Annotated in this window: 19 protein-coding genes; 8 read left to right on the top strand and 11 right to left on the bottom strand. The window is 71.2% G+C overall.

The genetic code is table 11. The annotated features are described in order from the left end of the window. The first annotated feature begins 4 nt into the window (after positions 1-4). Positions 5-784 carry a nitroreductase/quinone reductase family protein gene (locus ABTZ99_RS01515; RefSeq protein WP_499607295.1) on the top strand — a complete coding sequence of 260 codons (780 nt, stop codon included), beginning with the start codon at positions 5-7 and terminating at the stop codon, positions 782-784. 3 nt (positions 785-787) lie between these two features. Here the strand turns inward: ABTZ99_RS01515 and ABTZ99_RS01510 are convergent, their stop codons facing one another. The 7 genes from ABTZ99_RS01510 to rimO form a co-directional block, all read right to left on the bottom strand. Next, a complete protein-coding gene (locus ABTZ99_RS01510; RefSeq protein ID WP_498786622.1) occupies positions 788-2,032 on the bottom strand; it encodes a uracil-xanthine permease family protein in 1,245 nt (414 codons plus the stop codon). A gap of 221 nt (positions 2,033-2,253) precedes the next feature. Then, the gene (gene pspM, locus ABTZ99_RS01505) at positions 2,254-3,033 is read right to left on the bottom strand and encodes a phage shock envelope stress response protein PspM (protein ID WP_498786620.1); all 780 of its coding nucleotides are present in this window, start codon (positions 3,031-3,033) and stop codon (positions 2,254-2,256) included. Positions 3,034-3,049: 16 nt separating this feature from the next. Beyond that, positions 3,050-3,913 (bottom strand): PspA/IM30 family protein, encoded by an 864-nt coding sequence (locus ABTZ99_RS01500; protein WP_498786618.1) that lies wholly within the window; start codon positions 3,911-3,913, stop codon positions 3,050-3,052. A 284-nt stretch (positions 3,914-4,197) separates the two neighbouring features. Beyond that, the gene (locus tag ABTZ99_RS01495; protein WP_123746079.1) at positions 4,198-4,623 is read right to left on the bottom strand and encodes a helix-turn-helix domain-containing protein; all 426 of its coding nucleotides are present in this window, start codon (positions 4,621-4,623) and stop codon (positions 4,198-4,200) included. 156 nt (positions 4,624-4,779) lie between these two features. Next, entirely contained in the window at positions 4,780-5,253 is a 474-nt protein-coding gene (locus tag ABTZ99_RS01490; protein ID WP_498786615.1) for a CinA family protein, read from the bottom strand. Beyond that, positions 5,250-5,834: a CDP-diacylglycerol--glycerol-3-phosphate 3-phosphatidyltransferase gene (pgsA, locus tag ABTZ99_RS01485; protein WP_498786613.1), complete on the bottom strand. Its 585-nt coding sequence runs from the start codon at positions 5,832-5,834 to the stop codon at positions 5,250-5,252. The genes ABTZ99_RS01490 and pgsA overlap by 4 nt, the downstream gene beginning before the upstream one ends. Continuing rightward, a complete protein-coding gene (gene rimO, locus ABTZ99_RS01480; protein WP_498786628.1) occupies positions 5,831-7,207 on the bottom strand; it encodes a 30S ribosomal protein S12 methylthiotransferase RimO in 1,377 nt (458 codons plus the stop codon). The genes pgsA and rimO overlap by 4 nt, the downstream gene beginning before the upstream one ends. Before the next feature lie 475 nt (positions 7,208-7,682). On the opposite strand from rimO, the gene ABTZ99_RS01475 reads away from it, so the two are divergent. The 5 genes from ABTZ99_RS01475 (at position 7,683) to ABTZ99_RS01455 (ending at position 10,407) form a co-directional block, all read left to right on the top strand. Beyond that, positions 7,683-8,183, top strand: coding sequence for an amino-acid N-acetyltransferase (locus tag ABTZ99_RS01475; RefSeq protein WP_498786611.1), 501 nt, complete (start codon positions 7,683-7,685; stop codon positions 8,181-8,183). A 26-nt stretch (positions 8,184-8,209) separates the two neighbouring features. Continuing rightward, entirely contained in the window at positions 8,210-9,100 is an 891-nt protein-coding gene (locus ABTZ99_RS01470; RefSeq protein ID WP_498786609.1) for a MerR family transcriptional regulator, read from the top strand. Continuing rightward, positions 9,097-9,417 (top strand): hypothetical protein, encoded by a 321-nt coding sequence (locus tag ABTZ99_RS01465; RefSeq protein ID WP_498786607.1) that lies wholly within the window; start codon positions 9,097-9,099, stop codon positions 9,415-9,417. The genes ABTZ99_RS01470 and ABTZ99_RS01465 overlap by 4 nt, the downstream gene beginning before the upstream one ends. Further along, positions 9,414-9,671 carry a hypothetical protein gene (locus tag ABTZ99_RS01460; RefSeq protein WP_499607288.1) on the top strand — a complete coding sequence of 86 codons (258 nt, stop codon included), beginning with the start codon at positions 9,414-9,416 and terminating at the stop codon, positions 9,669-9,671. Before ABTZ99_RS01465 ends, ABTZ99_RS01460 begins: the two co-directional genes overlap by 4 nt. Before the next feature lie 298 nt (positions 9,672-9,969). Further along, complete coding sequence (locus ABTZ99_RS01455; protein ID WP_499607285.1) at positions 9,970-10,407, top strand: phospholipase; 438 nt, start codon at positions 9,970-9,972, stop codon at positions 10,405-10,407. A gap of 174 nt (positions 10,408-10,581) precedes the next feature. Here the strand turns inward: ABTZ99_RS01455 and ABTZ99_RS01450 are convergent, their stop codons facing one another. Both ABTZ99_RS01450 and ABTZ99_RS01445 read right to left on the bottom strand, forming a co-directional pair. After that, positions 10,582-11,268: a glycoside hydrolase family 12 protein gene (locus ABTZ99_RS01450; protein WP_498786603.1), complete on the bottom strand. Its 687-nt coding sequence runs from the start codon at positions 11,266-11,268 to the stop codon at positions 10,582-10,584. A 253-nt stretch (positions 11,269-11,521) separates the two neighbouring features. Then, positions 11,522-13,978: an FtsK/SpoIIIE family DNA translocase gene (locus ABTZ99_RS01445; RefSeq protein ID WP_499607282.1), complete on the bottom strand. Its 2,457-nt coding sequence runs from the start codon at positions 13,976-13,978 to the stop codon at positions 11,522-11,524. A gap of 130 nt (positions 13,979-14,108) precedes the next feature. On the opposite strand from ABTZ99_RS01445, the gene ABTZ99_RS01440 reads away from it, so the two are divergent. Continuing rightward, a complete protein-coding gene (locus ABTZ99_RS01440) occupies positions 14,109-14,888 on the top strand; it encodes a lysophospholipid acyltransferase family protein (protein ID WP_498786599.1) in 780 nt (259 codons plus the stop codon). Between the two features lie 271 nt (positions 14,889-15,159). Here the strand turns inward: ABTZ99_RS01440 and ABTZ99_RS01435 are convergent, their stop codons facing one another. Together ABTZ99_RS01435 and ABTZ99_RS01430 are read right to left on the bottom strand one after the other, a co-directional pair. Further along, positions 15,160-16,383 carry an MFS transporter gene (locus tag ABTZ99_RS01435; protein WP_499607279.1) on the bottom strand — a complete coding sequence of 408 codons (1,224 nt, stop codon included), beginning with the start codon at positions 16,381-16,383 and terminating at the stop codon, positions 15,160-15,162. Positions 16,384-16,509: 126 nt separating this feature from the next. Further along, a complete protein-coding gene (locus ABTZ99_RS01430) occupies positions 16,510-17,079 on the bottom strand; it encodes a dienelactone hydrolase family protein (RefSeq protein ID WP_498786595.1) in 570 nt (189 codons plus the stop codon). Between the two features lie 683 nt (positions 17,080-17,762). Here ABTZ99_RS01430 and ABTZ99_RS01425 point away from each other — a divergent pair. Further along, on the top strand, positions 17,763-17,927 hold the full coding sequence (locus tag ABTZ99_RS01425; protein WP_498786593.1) for a hypothetical protein: 165 nt from the start codon (positions 17,763-17,765) through the stop codon (positions 17,925-17,927). Positions 17,928-18,123: the final 196 nt, after the last annotated feature.

The raw sequence follows: 18,123 nt of genomic DNA, 5'->3' as shown, positions 1-18,123 counted from the left end.
GCACGTGAACGAGCTGATCATCGAGGAGTTCCGGGCCGACGGCGGCCTGGTGGGAGGCCCCTTCGAGGGCGCGGACCTGCTGCTCATGACCACCGCGGGCGCGCGCACGGGCAAGCCGCGCACGAACCCGGCGGTCTACCTGCGCGACGGCGACCGGCTGCTCGTGTTCGGCTCCAACGCGGGCCGGCCGAAGCACCCGGACTGGTACCACAACCTGCTGGCCGACCCGCAGGTCACCATCGAGGTCCGGGAGGGCGGCGTGCTCCGCGAGCACGCCGCCCGGGCCGTGCCGCTGGAAGGCGCCGACCGCGACCGCTTCTACGCCGTGCAGGCGCGGCGCGACCCGGCGTTCCGCGCCTACGCCGAGGCGACCACGAGGGTGATCCCGGTCGTCGCGCTCACCGTGCTGCGGCTGGACCCGGAGCGGGTCGAGGCGATCGTGGCGCAGCTGCGCCGCCACCACGACGACCTGCGCGCCCAACTGCGGCGGTTGCGGGCGGACCCGACCGGCCGCCGTGACCTGCGTGATCACTGCCTGGCGTTCTGCGACAACATGCGGATGCACCACATCAGGGAGGACGGCGCGTTCACCGCGTTCGAGGACCACGACCCAGCGCTGGCGCCGGTGCTGGCCCGGCTGCGCGAGGAGCACCGGGTGGTGGCCGGGGTGATCACCGAGATCGCCGCCCTGGCCGACGACCCGGACCGGCTGCTCCCCGAGCTGGACCGGTTGGAGGAGGAGCTGGAAGCGCACTTCGCCTACGAGGAGGCCGCGCTCGGGTGACGCTCAGGCCTTGCGGGCGGTCCGCAGCCAGCGCAGGACCGGGTGCAGGATCACCACCAGCAGCGAGCCCCAGACCAGGCCGCCGAGTTCCATGTCACCCAGCTCCAGCGTCAGGTCGCCCACGCCGGCGACCAGCGCGGCACCGCCGACCAGCGCGTTGCCCGGGTTGGTCAGGTCGACCCGGTTCTCCATCCACACCCGCACGCCGACCAGGCTGATCAGGCCGAGCAGCACCAGCGTCGCGCCGCCGACCACGCCCGCCGGGATGGTCGCGAGCACGGCGGTGATCTTCGGCGAGAACGACATCAGCACCGCGGCCACCCCGGTCACCGCGTACGCGGCGGTCGAGAAGACCTTGGTCACGCCCATCACGCCGATGTTCTCGGAGTACGTGGTGGTGCCCGACCCGCCGCCGACACCGGCCAGCGCGGTGGACACCCCGTTGGCGATGATCGAGTCGCCGACGTTGCCGTCGAGGTTGCGGCCGGTCAGCGCGCCGATCGCCTTGACGTGGCCGACGTTCTCCGCGACCAGCACGATCACCACCGGCAGCACGAGCAGCGTGACCGACGGCCGCAGCTCCGGCGCGTGGAACTCGGGCAGCCCGAACCAGGCGGCCCGACCCACGGCGGCCGTGTCGACCAGGTCGAGCCAGAAGCCCAGCGCCCAGCCGACGACCACGCCGATGAGCACGGAGAAGCGGAACGACGAGCCGCGGCCGAGCACGCCGCACAGCAAAATGATCCCCATCGTGACCACGGCCGGCAGCGGCTGCTGGGCGAACGAGTCGGTGGCCCGGTGCGACAGGTTGAGGCCGATCAGCACGACCACCGCGCCGGTCACCACCGGCGGCATCACGGCCTCCAGCAGCCGCACGCCGAGCGCCTTCACCGCCACCCCGATGATGATCACCAGGAGGCCGGCCGCGAGCACGCCGCCGAGCTGCGCGGCGATGCCCTCGTCCCGGGCGGCGGACAGCGGCGCGATGAACGCGAACGACGCGCCGAGGTAGCTGGGCACGCGGTTGCGGGTGATCACCAGGAACAGCAGCGTGCCGAGACCGGAGAACAGCAGGGTGGTGCTGACCGGGAGACCGGTGGTGGCGGGTACGAGGATCGTGGCGCCTGCCATCGCGACCAGGTGCTGGGCGCCGAAACCGATGGTGCGCGGCCAGGTCAGCCGCTCCTGCGGCGCGACGGCGTCACCGTCGATGGGGCGGCCATCGCCGCGCACGGTCCACAACGCCACTCAATGACCTCCCCGGCGACCAGGACGGACCACGCTGTCCGACCCAGGGATCCTGCCACGCCAAGTAGTGGCCGCGGCCATATAACGGTCTGATAATCACACGATCGCAGCAGCGTACGCCACTGCGGACTCGAGGTTAGCGCAACTCCGCTACGCAACGTGACGCAATCGCGGTTCGTGCAGATGGCCGTGCGGCCGGTGCGGAGAGATCCGCGACGAGGTCAGCGCGACAGCTCGCGCAACGCGGAGGCGAGGCCCGCGAGGTGGTCCGTCGCGTCGCCCAGGACCTGCCGGGGGTTGGAGGCGGTGCTCTCGGCGAGCACGCGACCGGCGGCGGCGACCAGGCCGCAGTAGCCGTCCACGCCCTCGTCGAGCTGGGCCCGCAGTCTTCGCACCCCTTCGACCAGCGGTGCGCGGTCCAGCGGCGGGGCGGTGTCGCGCGCCCGTTCCACGGCCTGCAACTGGCGGGAGACGGCCCGGATCGCGGAGGCGGCCTCGGCGCCGGTGGCGCGGGCCTGCTCGACCGAGTCGGTGGGGATGGACGTCAGCGCCGCGGAGTCGAGCTGGCGCAGCAGCTCCCGCAACGTGTCCTGGGCGTCCTCCAGCCGTTCCATCGGCTGACGGGCCGCCGAGGAGCGGGCGGGCAGCGGCTCGGGCGCCGGCGCGGCCTCCAGCTGCCGCCGCTCGGCGTCGATGCCCCTCATCTTCAGGTTGGTGCGCACGGCCAGCACGGACGTGCCGGCGAACCCGAGGGCCGCCACCACGCCGGGCGCCGCGCCGAGCGCCCCGACCAGCGTGAGCGTGCCGACCACCGCGAGCAGGGCCAGCACGATCAGCCAGAAGGTGAGCACGCGGCTCGATCGGCGGTACCGCCGATCGAGCTTCGCGCGCGGGTCGTTCCAGGCGGCGTACCGCCGTTTCACCTGGTCCGCGAGGTGCCCTTGGAGCTGGCCGCCGATGACCTGAGCGATCTCGCCGGCCACCTTCCGCCGGGGTTCCATCGCGGACACCACCCTCTCAGCTCTGGCTCGCCGGCGGGTTCTGCTGGACCTGCTGGGTGGGCTGCGCCTGCGTCTGCTGGACCCGTTGCTGGATCTCCTGCTGGATGCTCGCGCTCGCACTGGCGGGCTGACCGCTCGTCACCTCGCCGGCGACCTTGCCGCCCGCCATCGACGCGCGGATCTGCTCCAGCCGCGAGTGGCCCGCCATCTCGGTGGTCGACTGCTGGACCTCCAGCATCCGGCCCTGCACCGAGTTCTGCGCCAGCTCCGCCGAGCCGAGCGCGGTGGTGTACCGCTTCTCGATCTTGTCGCGGACCTCTTCCAGCGACGGCGTGTTGCCCGGCGCCGCCAGCTCGGTCATCTGGCGCAGCGAGTGCGAGACCTGCTCCTGCATCTTCGCCTGCTCCAGCTGGCTGAGCAGCTTGGTGCGCTCGGCGAGCTTGGTCTGCAGGACCATCGCGTTGCGCTCGACCGCCTGCTTGGCCTGCGTCGCCGCCTGCAACGCCTGGTCGTGCAGCGTCTTCAGGTCCTCGATGCTCTGCTCCGCGGTCACCAGCTGGGTGGCGAAGCCCTGCGCCGCGGTCTCGAACTGCGTCGCGCGCGCGTCGTCACCCTTCGCCCTGGCCTCGTCGGCGAGCACGAGCGCCTGGCGTGCGGATGCCTGGAGCTTCTCCACTTCGCCGAGCTGGCGGTTGAGCTTCATCTCGAGCTGGCGCTGGTTGCCGATCACCGCGGCGGCCTGCTGGGACAGCGCCTGGTGCTGCCGCTGCGCCTCCTCGATGGCCTGCTGGATCTGCACCTTCGGGTCGGCGTGCTCGTCGATCTTGGACGAAAAAGCCGCCATGAAGTACTTCCATGCCTTCACGAAAGGGTTGGCCATCTGCTACGCCTGCCTTCTCCGCACTTCCCTGGCTCGCGCTCGTGATTGGCAACGACCCGGTGCCGGTGTTGGTTCCATCGTGTCAGGTGTCCCGCGCTGCTTCCACCGACCTGGGGAGATATCCGGGATCACCCTGAGTCACCCCCCGACTTTCGTCGGCATGGTCATCCTGCCCGTCCGCCTCCCGGGCGACGCGGCGACCCCGTGCGGGGTTGCCAACTCGTTGCAAGCGCCGAAAGCCGAGCCGGTCGGACCGGCTCGGCTCAGGCACGTGTCACCAGGTGTTACGCCGCCACCACCGCGTTGCGCGGCTTGCTGATGGAAGTGGACAGCCGATGCGTCAGCACGGGCTGCAAGCGCAGGTCGGACAGGTCGTTGCCGATCACCGCGGGCACCATCGTGCCGCCCTCCAGACCCGCCGACGCGGACGCGGGCGCCCGTTCGGTGAGCTCGGCGGGCGTCGGCACGGGGCGCTGGACGGCGCCGATGTCCGAGGCGACCAGGTGCAGCAGCTCCCACAGGGGCAGGTCCAACGCTTCGCAGATCGCGGCCAACAGCTCGCTGGACGCCTCCTTGCGGCCACGCTCCACCTCGGAGAGGTACCCCAAGCTGACGCGGGCGGTCCTGGAGACCTCGCGCAGCGTGCGGCGTTGGGTGGTGCGGGCATGGCGGAGCCGATCACCGATCGCCTCGCGTAGCAGCACGGTCATCGCGCGCCTCCTTCCGGCCGGCCGTGCCACCACGTTACCGACCCGTCCCGTCGACGGGCAGTGACTTCCCGACACGTCCGCCAAGGGCGAACGAGTGAACTCGTCGGTAAGTTCCCGCGTGGGTGTCCCGGTGTGACGGGGAACGCGCTGCTCACGTCACTCGCCGGGGATCTTGAGGTGGTCGAGCAGGAGGTTCAGCGCCGCTGTTGTCGAACTCTTGCGGACTTCGTCACGCCCACCACCGAGAGTGAGCGTTCGGACGAGCGTTCCGGACGGACCGGACAAACCGATGTGGACGGTGCCCGGCCCGACGCCGTCCTGCGGGTCGGGACCGGCCACGCCGGTCAGCCCGAGGCCCCACGTCGCGCCGCAGCGCTCCCGTGCGCCCTCGGCCAGCTGCCGGGCCACCTCGGGGTGCACGGCGCCGTGCTCGGCCAGCAGCGCCGCGTCCACGCCCGCGAGCGCGTGCTTGAGGTCCGTCGCGTAGACCACCAGCCCGCCGCGCACCACGGCGCTGGAACCGGGCACGGAGGTCAGCTCGGCGGTCACCAGGCCCGCGGTCAGCGATTCGGCGGTGGCGACCGTCTCACCGCGTTCCGACAGGGTCCGGACGACGTCGGCGGCGCTCACGCCCCGGCCACCGCCCGCTTGCCCCTGGCCCGCAGCCGGAACGCGCGGATGACGTAGTCGACGCCCGTGACGACGGTCAGCACCACGGCCGCGCCCATCGTGACCACCGAGACGGCGTCCAACCAGGACGGCAGCGGCAGCACGTACAGGCCGATGGCGACGATCTGCACGAGCGTCTTGGCCTTGCCGCCGCGGCTGGCCGGGATCACGCCGTGCCGGATGACCCAGAAGCGCAGCAGCGTCACGCCGAGCTCGCGGACCGCGATGACCACCGTCACCCACCACGGCAGCTCGCCGAGCAGGCTCAGGCCCACCAGCGCGGCGCCGGTCAGCGCCTTGTCCGCGATCGGGTCGGCGATCTTGCCGAAGTCGGTGATCAGGCCGTGCTTGCGGGCCAGGTTGCCGTCCACGTGGTCGGTGACCGACGCCACGGCGAACACCCCGAACGCGGCCAGCCGCCACCACGACTGGTGACCGTCCTCGGCGAACAGGAAGTAGAGGAACACCGGCACGAGCACCAGCCGGGACATCGTCAGCACGTTGGCGATGTTCAGCACCGGCACGCGCGCGGGTTCGGTCACCTCGGGAGCACCTCGATCGCTGTCACGACCAGGTCGACGCCCTCGGAGGAGTCGACGCGGCAGCGCACCAGGTCCCCGACCCGCAGGCCGTCGGCGTTGGTGACGACGCACTCGCCGTCGACCTCGGGCGCCTGGTGGGCGGCACGGCCGACGCAGTCGTTCTCGTCGTCCTCCTCGGTCTCGACCAGGACGACGACCTCCTCGCCGACGCGGTCCTCGGCGCGCTGGGACGTGAGTTCCTCGACCAGGTTCGAGATGCGGGCGACCCGCTCGGCGATCGTGTCGGCGTCCAGCTTGTCCGGCAGGTTCTCGGCCTCGGTGCCGTCCTCGTCGGAGTAGCCGAACACGCCGACCGCGTCCAGCCGGGCGGCGGTGAGGAAGCGCTCCAGTTCGGCCACGTCGTCCTCGGTCTCACCGGGGAAGCCGACGATGACGTTGCTGCGGATGCCCGCGCGCGGCGCGAGGGAGCGGATCTGCTCGACCAGGCCGAGGAACGACTCGGTGGAGCCGAACCGGCGCATCCGGCGCAGGACGGGCTCGCTGGAGTGCTGGAAGGACATGTCGAAGTAGTCGGCCACGCCGTCGGTCGTGGCGATGGCCTTGACCAGCGTGGGCTTGGTCTCGGCGGGCTGCAGGTAGGACACGCGGACGCGGTCGATGCCGGGCACCTTCGCCAGCCGCTGCAGGAGCAGCTCCAAGCCGCCCAGCTCGCGCGGCAGGTCCTTGGCGTAGGAGGTGGAGTTCTCCGAGACCAGGAACACCTCGCGCACGCCCTGCTCGGCCAGCCACATCGCCTCGGCCACCACCTCGTCCGGGTGGCGGGAGACGAACGCGCCGCGGAAGGACGGGATCGCGCAGAACGAGCAGCGGCGGTCGCAGCCGGAGGCGATCTTCAGCGGCGCCACGGGCGTGTCGGCGAGGCGGGTGCGCAGCACGCGCGGGCCCCAGCCGTGGCCGGGCACCTGCACCTCTTCGGCGGCCTTCGGCCGCTGCACGGGCGTGAGCGGCAGCAGCGTGCGCCGGTCGACCGGCTTGTGGGACTCGATGCTCTGACCGGCCAGGACGTCGTCCAACCGGTCGGCGAGGTCGGTGTAGTGGTCGAACCCGAGCACGGCGTTCGCCTCGGGCAGGCTGTCGGCCAGCTCGGCGCCGTAGCGCTCGGCCATGCACCCGACCGCGACCACCTTCGCGCCGCTGTCGGCGGCGGCGAGGAGGGTGTCCACCGAGTCCTTCTTGGCGGACTCCACGAAGCCGCACGTGTTGACCACGACCACGTCGGCTTCGTCGTCGACCAGCTCCCAGCCGCCGGCGGTGAGGCGACCGGCCAGCTCCTCGGAGTCGACTTCGTTGCGGGCGCACCCGAGGGTCAGCATGGCGACGCGCTTGGACGTGGTGGGGGAAGACACGGTGCTCAGCGTAACCGGCGCTCGCCCCCTCCCCGTCCGCCCGTGGGGTGTGCTGTCGAGGTCAGGTGCGCAGCACCGCTCGCGGCGTTCCCCGCCGCCACCGCGCGACCGTCGGACCGGACACCGCGAGTCCGGTCGAACAGCGCAATTCGCCCACGAGAAGTCGCCCACGTCGGCGCCGAACGGGCCGGGCTCCCGGCCGACTGGGAATTCGCGTTCCCGGTGGACCACTCATATACCGACAGCGGTTCCGAAATGTCGGATTGGGCCGCGCGGCCGGGGACGACGCGTTCGGCCGCGGCAGCCCGCCGAGCGCCGTCACCCGGCCTGCGACGACGGAAGACCGAAGGTCGTTGCGCTGCGGCTCTGGGGGTTCGCCCGGATTCCGTGGTGGCCACCCGCCGGATAAGACGCGGTCGCGACCGAAGGTTACGTTGAGCGCGTGAACGACTCGATCAACGTGCGTCGCGCCCGCACCGGCGACGTTCGGGCGATGAAGGCCCTCATCGACGCGTACGCCGGCAAGGTGCTGCTGTCCAAACCGCTCGTCACGCTGTTCGAGGACATCCAGGAGTTCTGGGTCGCCGAGGAGGACGGTGTCGTCCTCGGGTGTGGCGCGTTGCACGTGCTGTGGGAGGACCTGGCCGAGATCCGCACGGTGGCGGTGTCGCCGCACGCGTTGGGCCGGGGCATCGGCCACCGGATCGTGCACCGGTTGATCGAGACCGCTCGCGAGCTGCAGCTGGAGCGGTTGTTCGTGCTGACGTTCGAGACCGGGTTCTTCGGCAGGCACGGGTTCGTGGAGATCGACGGCACGCCCGTCTCCCCCGAGGTGTACGAGGAGATCATGCGGTCGGCCGACGAGGGCGTGGCGGAGTTCCTCGACCTCTCGTACGTGAAGCCCAACACCCTGGGCAACTCGCGCATGCTGCTGCACCTGTAACTCTTCGAGCGTTCACTCGAAGAGTCTTGACTCCACGAACGGCGCCCGCCAAGATCGAGGACGTGGAGCAGTTGACGGTCGACGAGCTGGCGGTGCGGGTCGGCCTGCCGGGCAGCACGATCCGCATGTACCAGACCAAGGGCGTGCTGCACGCGCCGCGCAGGCAGGGCCGCGTCGCCTACTACGACGCCTCCCACCTGGAACGGCTCACCCTCGTCCAACGCCTCCAGTCCCGCGGCTTCTCCCTGCCCGCCATCGCCGAACTGGTGAAGGCGCGCGAGAAGGGCGCGAGCGTCGCGGCGGTGCTGGGCGTCGGCGAGGCGGAGGGCCCGGACGACTGGGTCCGGATCAAGGTCCGCGACATCAGCCGCCTGGTCCCGCTCGGCGACGTCCGGCCGCGCGTCCTGCGCCGCGCCGTGCAGCTCGGGCTGGTCCGCTGGCGCCACGGGTGGCCGCACGTCCGCCGCTGGGCGCTGGAGGCGGGCAACCGGCTCGCCGCGCTGACCGTCCCCAGCGAGGACGTGCTGGACAAGTTCGCGAACCTGCGCACGGCCACCGACGGCATCGCGGCCGACTTCGTGGAGGTCTTCGAGCGCAGGCTGTGGCCGCAGCTGGCGGAGAACGCGGACCAGGACGACCAGCTCGACCGGATGCGCGCGCTGCTCGTGGAGCTGACCTACACCGCCGAGACGGTGGTCATCGGCACGCTGCGCGAGTCCATCCGCGAGGCCGCCGAGCAGTTCGCCCGCCGCCACCAACTGCTGCCGAGCGACGACTTCCAGCCCGCCTGGGTCGAGGAACCGGTGCCCATCGCGGAACGTCTCATCGAGACCGACGAGGACGACGAGTTCCCCGACGAGCCGACGATCCAGCGGTTCCTCGACCGTGGCGACGACCACGACGAGCCGGGCAGGTGACGGCGCCCGGTCCCGCCCTGGTGCGGGGCGAACTCCCAGACGTGCCCGGCGACGGGGCACGGGTGCGGGTCGAGCCGGTCGAGCCGGTGCGGAGGGGTTCGGCTCGCCCGCTCGACCCGGACCGGCCCACCGCGCCGGTCCGCCCGCACCCGAGCTCGCCGGGCCTGCCGGTGCCGGACGCCGGCTCGCGCGTCGTCGGCGCGGCGCCCGCCGGGCTCGGCGGAGGTTTCCCGCGACCGGACGGTGACGCGGTCGGGCGGCCGCAAGCGCTTGCCCCGGCGTCGCCGTCCCGCTTCCGCACCCGGGGGGCGGCGTGATCGCACTGATCGGCGGGTTGGTCGGGCTGCGCGCGGGGTACCGGTACGACCGGTCGATCGGCAGGCACCCGTTGCGGTCGGGGGTGAAGCGGTTGGTGTTCTGGGTGCTGGTGTTCGTCGCCGAGTGCCTGCTGGTGCCGCCGGTCGCCGCCGCGGCGGGTCCGGTGGTGTGGCTCGTGGCGTTCGGGTACGTCATGGCGGCGGGACTGGCCGGGCCTTGGGTGTCGGAGTACTACCGGCGGCGTGCGGCGTGATCGCGCCCGTACGACGTCCGTCCGAACCGGCCGCGTGAAGTGCCCGCGGCGGCTTGCGTCCGGGCAGACCAGCCCGCATCGGCCGGGCACGGGCAGTGCGATGGGCGGTTCGGCTTGAGCGGAGGGGCGTTGTGGCCCAACAGGTCTGCCTCCGGACGGCCCAGTGGCCGGTTGACCCGGTGATCAGGTGCGGGCGAACGTTCACCCGTCGTTGACGCGGTATGAGCCGATCGGGGCTGTTGTGCGTTGATCTCGACCGGTAAGAACCCCTCAAACCCGAAAACCGAGGGGAAGAACAGTGCTCGCGAAATCCCTGCGCAATGCTTTCACCGTCGTGCTCGCCTCGCTCGCCCTGCTGGTCGGCGTCGGCACCGGTGTCGGCCAGGCGGCCATCAACGCGCCCGCCGTGACCGACGACTACCTCTTCAGCAAGTCCTTGTCGCAGTTCAGCTCCCTGCGCACGCAGCGGCCTTACAGCGACCAACTCGACTGGTCGTCGGACGGTTGTTCGTGGTCGCCGGACAACCCGTTCGGGTTCAAGTTCCTGCCGGCCTGCCACCGGCACGACTTCGGTTACCGCAACTACAAGCGGCAGGGGCGGTTCAACGAGACGACCCGGCTGCGGATCGACAACAACTTCAAGACCGACCTGTACCACCAGTGCGCGGGCAACTGGTCCTGCAACCGCACGGCGGACCTGTACTACAAGGCCGTGCGCGAGTTCGGCGCGAGCTGACTTCCCCATCGCTCCGCGGGGTCTTCCGGCGTGCAGCCATTTGTGGTGCGCCGGCAGTGATCGCGCGGAGTCGGAGTGGCCGTAGGGGGTTGCGTGCCATGGCGCGCAACCCCCGCAACTCCGCGACCAGCCCTCGCCGGCGACAAATCCGGGCGGTTGACGGTGTGCCGGAACTCAGGTGGTGATGGAGAAGCTGTTCGAGACGAAGTCCATGCCGCCGGACGACGAGGTGATCTCGAAGCCGAACTGCACGTCGCCGACGGTCACGTCGCCGTACCAGCCGCGCGCCCCGATCCACTTCAGCACGGCGAGCACGTCGACCGTGCCGGCGTTGGTGTTGCCCGTCCGCACGAACGAGAACACGGCGTTGGAGCCGTTGGAACCCCGGTACACGTCCCACGTGTGGCCGCCGACGGAAGCGGTCGCCTGCTTCGACCCGATCGGCCCGACCGCGCCCTGCTTGTTGACCCAGATCATGATCTCGTAGGCGTGGTTGTCGGCCCAGATGTCATAAGCCGTCGCGTACGCGCCCGAACCCGGCCGGGACACGTTGAAGGAGCTCGAAAGCCTGCTCAGCCCGCTGAGCTTCCGGTTCACGGCCTTCGCCGAGTGGGGGTAGGACTTCACGCCGCCGGTGTTCGGGTGGTTCGCCCACACGCCCCAGTTGCTGTACGAGTTCGCCCAGATCGCCTGGAACCCGGCGCCGGAGCCCCAGATGTTGTTGCGGACGGTGTACCCGCCGTTCGACCACGTGGCCCACTGGTCGCTGGACGACCAGGCCGCGGCGTGCGCGACACCGGTCGCACCGAGCAGGGACCCCACCAAAGCGACCGCGACCGCGGCCGAGCGCATCCTGTTCATGACGCTTCTTCCCGGGCACCGTTGCCCACTCGTCGCGTCAGTCGAATCGCTTCGATTCGACGGGCGCGCGGAATACCTGGCGAGGCGGCGGAGTGGACGAACTATTGCACCCCAATGGTCCACGGGTCAACGCCGGGGTTCGAACGCCAGGACGATTCCGGCGCATTCGACTGGTTCGACCGACTCGTTCGACCGAATTCGACGACGGGCCGCGACGTGCTGATCCGACGCAATGCGCGGAATGACCGAGGGTTCAGTCGTCCCCGTCGTCGTCCGGGCCGGAACCGCCGCGGATCAGGTGGACGACCGAGTCCAGCTCGTCCGGCTTGATCAGGACCTCACGGGCCTTCGAACCCTCCGACGGCCCGACGACACCGCGCGTCTCCAGCAGGTCCATGAGCCGACCGGCCTTCGCGAAGCCGACCCGCAGCTTGCGCTGGAGCATCGACGTCGAGCCGAACTGCGAGGTGACGATCAGCTCGGCCGCCTGGATCAGCACCTCCAGGTCGTCACCGATGTCGTCGTCGATCTCCTTCTTCTCGCTCGCCTTCGCCGCCGTGACGCCGTCGGTGTACTCCGGCTGCGCCTGGTCCTTGGCGAAGTTGACGATCTCGGAGATCTCGTCGTCCCCGACGTACGCGCCCTGGACCCGCACCGGCTTCGAGGCGCCCATCGGCAGGTACAAGCCGTCGCCCATGCCGATCAGCTTCTCCGCGCCCGGCTGGTCCAGGATGACCCGCGAGTCGGTCAACGACGACGTGGCGAACGCCAGCCGTGACGGCACGTTCGTCTTGATCAGGCCGGTCACCACGTCCACCGACGGCCGCTGCGTCGCCAGCACCAGGTGGATGCCCGCCGCACGCGCCTTCTGCGTGATCCGGACGATCGCGTCCTCGACGTCGCGCGGCGCGGTCATCATCAGGTCGGCCAGCTCGTCCACGATCGCCATGATGTACGGGTACGGCCGGTAGACGCGTTCGCTGCCCGGCGGCGCGGTGATCTCGCCCGACTTGACCTTCCGGTTGAAGTCGTCGATGTGCCGCACCCGGTTGACCTGCATGTCCTGGTAGCGCTGCTCCATCTCCTCGACCAGCCAGGCCAGCGCGGCGGCGGCCTTCTTCGGCTGGGTGATGATGGGCGTGATCAGGTGCGGGATGCCCTCGTACGGCGTCAGCTCGACCATCTTCGGGTCGATCAGGATCATCCGGACCTCGTCCGGGGTGGCGCGCGCCAGCAGGGACACCAGCATCGAGTTCACGAAGCTCGACTTGCCCGACCCCGTCGAGCCCGCGACCAGCAGGTGCGGCATCTTGGTCAGGTTCGCGGTGACGAAGTGGCCCTCGATGTCCTTGCCCAGCCCGATGACCATCGGGTGGTTGTCCTTGACCGTGGACGGCGAGCGCAGCACGTCGCCCAGCCGCACCATCTCGCGGTCGCTGTTGGGCACCTCGATGCCGACCGCGGACTTGCCGGGGATCGGCGCCAGCAGCCGCACGTTGTCCGTGGCGACCGCGTAGGCGATGTTCTTGGTCAGCGCGGTGATCTTCTCGACCTTCACGCCCGGACCCAGCTCCACCTCGTACCGGGTGACCGTCGGGCCGCGGGTGAAGCCGGTGACCTGCGCGTCGATGGAGAACTGGTCGAGCACGCCGGAGATGGCCTCGATCATCACGTCGTTGGCCTTGCTGCGGGCCTTCGGCGCGTCGCCGTCCTTGAGGATGGTCGGCGGCGGCAGCCGGTAGTCGCCCTCGACCGCGCGCACGGCGATCGCGGCCGTTTTCGGGGTCTCCGGGGTCGACTTCGGCTTGGGCGCCGGCTTGGGCGCGGGCGGCGGTGGCGGCTCTTCGTCCAGCGGCAGCTCGGGCTGCTCGTCGGGGACGGCGGCGGCGACGGACTGGCGGCGGTTGCGGGACGGGCGGCGCAGCTTGGCCGGCTTCTCCTCCGGCTCGGGCTCGGCCTCCGCCTCCTCGGCGCCGAAACCGTCGAGCTGGTCGGGCTTGCGGTGCAGGAGGCCGCCTAGCTTGGCGGGCACGTCGCGGATCGGCAGGTGCGCGAGCAGCAGCACGCCGTAGGCGAAGATCAGCACGAGCAGCGGCCCGGCGACCCACGACGTGAGGCCCTGCGCGAGGAAACCGCCGGAGAGGTAGCCCAGCGCGCCACCGGCGTCACGGCGGGCGGCCGGGTCCATCGGCAGGCCGCCGGCGAGGTGGAACATGCCGAGGAACCCGACCGCGACCAGGATCGAGCCGATCACCAGGCGTGGCCGCGCCTCGGGGTTCGGGTCGGTGCGCATGAGCGTCACGCCGATCACCAGCAGCACCACGGGGAAGATGACGGCCGGGCCGCCGACGGAGCTGCGCACGGCCACGTCGACCCACCGGCCGACCGGTCCGCCCGCCTGCCACCACACGCCCGCGGCGGTGATCACCGCCACCGCGATGAGGACCAGCGCCAAGCCGTCGCGGCGGTGCGCGGGGTCGAGTTCCTTGCCGCGGCCGACCGCGCGGACCACCGAGCCGACGCCGCGGCCGAGCAGGCCCCAGACCCGGCCGACGGAGCCGGAGGACTTCTTCGCGGGCGCGCGCTTGGCGGGTGACCGCTTCGAGGCCGGCCGGGAACCGCCGGACCTGGACGCGCTCGCACGGGCTTTCGACCCGGAGCCGGTGCTGCGGGTCGTGCCCTTGCGCGAGGTTCCAGTTCGGCCGGCCATGGTGTATACGGTAGTCCCTCTGGCCTCAGCTGCCCCAACGTTCACGGCGGACGCGACGTGCGCGGCTCGACGCCCATGGTTGCCCGGAACCCGGTGCGCCGACACCTCGACACGCCGTAGCCTGCCCGTCGTGTCCACACCACTGCTGTGGCGCGTGCTGACCGCCGTCGACCAAGGGGTCGTCGGTCTCAGCGGACGACTCGAAGTCACCGGCGACATCCCGGCGGACCTCAGGGGCCGTCCCCTGCTGCTCGCGTCCAACCACATCGGCAACCTCGACCCCTTCGTGCTCATCGCGGCGTGCCGCCGGATCGGTGTCGCGCCGCGGTTCCTGCTCGCGGGCGGGTTGCTCGACGCGCCGGTCCTCGGTCCCCTGCTGAAGGCGTCCGGCCACGTGCGCGTCGACCGCTCGGCCGCGGACGTCGGCGACGCCTACCACCGCACCGTCGAGGTGCTGCGGCGCGGCGGCGACCCGATCGCGATGTACCCGGAGGGCCGGATCAGCCTCGACCCGGGGCTGTGGCCGGAGCGGGGCAAGACGGGTGCGGCGAGGTTGGCGCTCAGCGGCGGGATCCCGGTCGTGCCGGTGAGCCAGTGGGGCGCGCACGAAGCCGTCTACTGGGGCAACACGCACGTCGGCGGGTGGGCGGATGCCAAGCCCTACCTCACGTCCTACGTGCGCGGCCTGCGGAAGCGGCCGACGTTCAAGGTGCACTTCGGCAAGCCGGTGGACCTGTCCGGGCTGGAGGACGGCAAGCCGGGCGACGCGCGGCGGGCGCACGAGCGGATCATGCGCGCGATCACCGCGGGCCTGGTGCCGTTGCGGCCGGACGAGCCGGACCTGCCGAAGTTCCACGACCCCACGCGGCCGACGACGGGCAAGAGCCCGTGGCGCCCGGAACAGGGCTGAGCGGCACGGGATCACGGCTCACCCTCGCGCGGCCGACGTAAGGCGGGCGCGGTCGTCACCGAGACTGCGCCGCCCGGTCCGATGCGGCGACCCGTCCTCCCGCCGTCGATCGCCACGTCGGAACCCGGCGTGACAACAACAGGCCGGCCACGGCTCCGACGCGCCACGGCGGAGCAGCCTGGGTCCGTGGGCGACCCGGCCCACCGGAACAGGAGGTCACGATGCGGAACCACGACCGGTACGCGCGCAACAAGAGCTGGTGAGGTCCGGATCAGCCACCCGCGGGCACGCCGGCCGCGGGTGGCTGGTTCGCCCGGTGCCACGCCACGGCGCACGCGAGCGAGCACAGCGCACCCACCGCACCGGCCGCGGCCGTCGCGGTCGCCGGGTCCCAGAGGTCGGCCGCCCAGCCGCCGACGAACACCGCGAGGCCCTGCGCGGCGATGATCCCGGATGCCGCCACCCCGATGGCGCGGCCGCGTTCGGCGTCGGGCGTCGCCCGGACGAAACCGCTCTGGGCCTGCAACAGGTACGCCGTGGACGCCGCGCCGGACAGGCTCCACAACGCGAAGGTGAGCACGAGACCGGGGTGGAACGCGCACAGCACCAGGGGAATCCCCGCGCCGACCGCGAGCACGCCGACGAGCCGGGCGCGGTGGTGCGGGGGCACGTGCCGGACGAACAGCCAGGCGCCCAGCACGCTGCCGAGCGGATCGGCCGCCATGAGCACGCCCACCGCCGCCGGTCCGGCGCCGAGCCGATCGGCGTACGGGGCGGCCAGCGCCTCCGGCACCACGTACCAGCCGACCAGCCACGCCAGGAGCACGAGCACGCGCCGCCGCGGGTCGGTGGCGATCGACGTGACCACCGCGCGCACCGAGCCCCCGGCGTCCCGTGCCGCGGCGGCTCGGGGCCGGTTCAGCACACCGATCCGGATCAAGGCGGCCGAGACCAGGAACGTCACCGCGTCGCCGACCAGCGCGAGCCCCGGGCTGATCGCGGCGACCAGCACCCCACCGCCGGCGAACCCGACCAGTTGCGCGGCCTGGCTCGTCATCTGCCGCACGGCCAAGCCGCGCTCGTACAGGTCGCCGGGCAGCACGTCGGGCAGCAACGCGCCCTGGGCGGCGGTGAACGGCGATCCCAGCAGCACCACGACCACGAGCAGGGCGCACAACGCCCACAACGGCAAGCCCGGCAGTGCCATCGCCGCCACCAGGCCGGCGCGCGCGAGGTCCGCGCCGACCATCACCGCCCGCCGCGGGCGCCGGTCGGCGAGCCAGGACAACAGGACCCCGCCGAACAACGCGGGCAGGAACGTCAACGCGTACGCGACCGCGGCCCACAACGCCGACTGCGTGCGCCCGTACACGAGGACGGCCAGCGCGACCCGGGCCAACTGGTCGCCGAGGACCGAGAACAACTCCGCGGCCCAGAGGAAGCGGAACTCGCGCAGCCGGAACACCGCGATCACGGCCGGTTCGCTGCGGTTCACCACCCCAGCATCCCGACGACCCGACGCCGCGCCGGACCGCTGTCCGCTAGCTGCCGGCGGCCGAGGTCGTTGCGGCTCAACGGATCGGCCTTGGCGTGGCCTCTCCGACGCCGACGCGCCGGCCGATCAGTTCAGGAACGCCAGCACGCGCTCCATCATCAGCACGGCGGCCACCTCGTCGTACGACGACAGGCTCTCGTCGGCGAACAGGTGCTTGTCGCCGGGGTACAGGAACAGCTCCCCGTCCGCCGCACCCGCCACCAGGGCACGCGCCGCGTCGAGGTCGCCGTCGTCCACGAACACCGGGTCGGCGGCCATCGCGTGGACCTGCACCGGCACGCTCGCGGGCCACGCGTCGCCGAACTCCGACACCGGCACGCAGGCGCTGACCAGCAGCGCCCCGGCGGCGCCCGGCTTGGTCTGGGCCAGCAGCTGCGCCGGCAGCACGCCGAGCGAGAGCCCCAGGTAGACGACGTCGGCGGGCAGGCCCTCGGCGGCGACCCGGCCGCGTTCGGCGATCGTGCCGAACCCGACCGCCTGCACGTAGTCCATGCCGTCGGTCAGGTCGACGAAGACCCGCCCCTCGAACAGGTCCGGCACGTGGACGGTGTGCCCGGCCCCGGCCAGTCGTTCGGCGAAGCTCGTCACGCCGGGCGTCACCCCGTGCGCGTGGTGGAACAACACCACTTCGGCCACAGCCGATCCCCCCGTCCTGCCGGTATTCCTCGCGTACCCCGAGGCGGGGAACCCTAACGCGCACACCGGTCGAAGGCGCGACGGGCTCGGTGCGGCCGAGCGGCTCCGGAAGGGTTATCACCCGACGTGAGCAGCCGGGGCGCGGTGATCCCACCGTCAGGCCGGGCAGTGCCCGGACGGTCGGCCGGCGTTGCGGCGTCCGAGCGCGAGAACACGAGCCGCGTCGATCCGCACCCATCCGGTTGCCCGGGTGGGGGAATCGCGGTGGAACAGGTTTCCCCACCGATCCGAACAAGTGCGGGTATCGGCATCATTCGATCGATTCCACCGTTCCCGAACAGGGCTCCGCACCTGTTCCTCGACAGTAGGCGTCGCCATACCCTTCCGGTGCACCACCACTTGTCTCACGGTCACCCTCGATCTTCCGGAATAATCCCGAGTGTGGTTTGCCCACCCGGCGGTAGGACCAGGGTGGAGCGCCGTTCGGACGGCGCCGATACTTCTTCCAGCGGACCCGGCGCACCAGCGCCGATGGATCGGAAACCCATTCGGAAGTCCGCGACAAAGGAGCATGGACCCGTGAAGAACATTTATCGCGTTGCATCCTGACCGCCGTCGGCATCACCGCGGCCGCCGTTTCCCTGCTGAGCGCGGGCTCGGCCCAGGCCACGCACATGGATTGCGTGGAATACCTGCAGGACCAGGGGTACTCGATCACCCAGGAGATGATCCGGGGCTGCCGCGACGGCGCCCAGGGGAAGGTCATGAACTGCGAGAACATCCTCGTTCGGGCCGACGTGACGGCGAGGCACGCCTCGGCGGCCTGCGAGCTCGCGTCGAAGCAGTAGCCGGCGACTCCTCCGGTGGTGGGGGGGGGGGGGCCCGCCGGGGGGGCGGGGGGGGGGGGGTGGCGGGTGGGGGGTGGGGGTGGTGGTAGGGCGAGGCAGAAAAAAAAAAAAAAAAAAAAAATAAAAAAAAAAAAAAAAAAAACAAAAACAAAAAAAAAAAAAAAACCACAAACAACAAAAAAAAAAACACAACAAA

It is taken from the genome of Actinosynnema sp. NPDC002837, from assembly GCF_040295345.1.
Taxonomy (GTDB): domain Bacteria; phylum Actinomycetota; class Actinomycetes; order Mycobacteriales; family Pseudonocardiaceae; genus Actinosynnema.
Note: the sequence above shows the minus strand (reverse complement) of the source record. Positions and strands in the feature narration are given on the sequence as shown.

Excerpts from the sequence above, each read along its gene's own strand:
- pspM (WP_498786620.1), bottom strand. The coding sequence starts at position 3,033 with ATGGAACCCCGGCGGAAGGTGGCCGGCGAGATCGCTCAGGTCATCGGC.
- ABTZ99_RS01500 (WP_498786618.1), bottom strand. The coding sequence starts at position 3,913 with ATGGCCAACCCTTTCGTGAAGGCATGGAAGTACTTCATGGCGGCTTTT.
- ABTZ99_RS01495 (WP_123746079.1), bottom strand. The coding sequence starts at position 4,623 with ATGACCGTGCTGCTACGCGAGGCGATCGGTGATCGGCTCCGCCATGCC.
- rimO (WP_498786628.1), bottom strand. The coding sequence starts at position 7,207 with ATGCTGACCCTCGGGTGCGCCCGCAACGAAGTCGACTCCGAGGAGCTG.
- ABTZ99_RS01450 (WP_498786603.1), bottom strand. The coding sequence starts at position 11,268 with ATGAACAGGATGCGCTCGGCCGCGGTCGCGGTCGCTTTGGTGGGGTCC.
- ABTZ99_RS01445 (WP_499607282.1), bottom strand. The coding sequence starts at position 13,978 with ATGGCCGGCCGAACTGGAACCTCGCGCAAGGGCACGACCCGCAGCACC.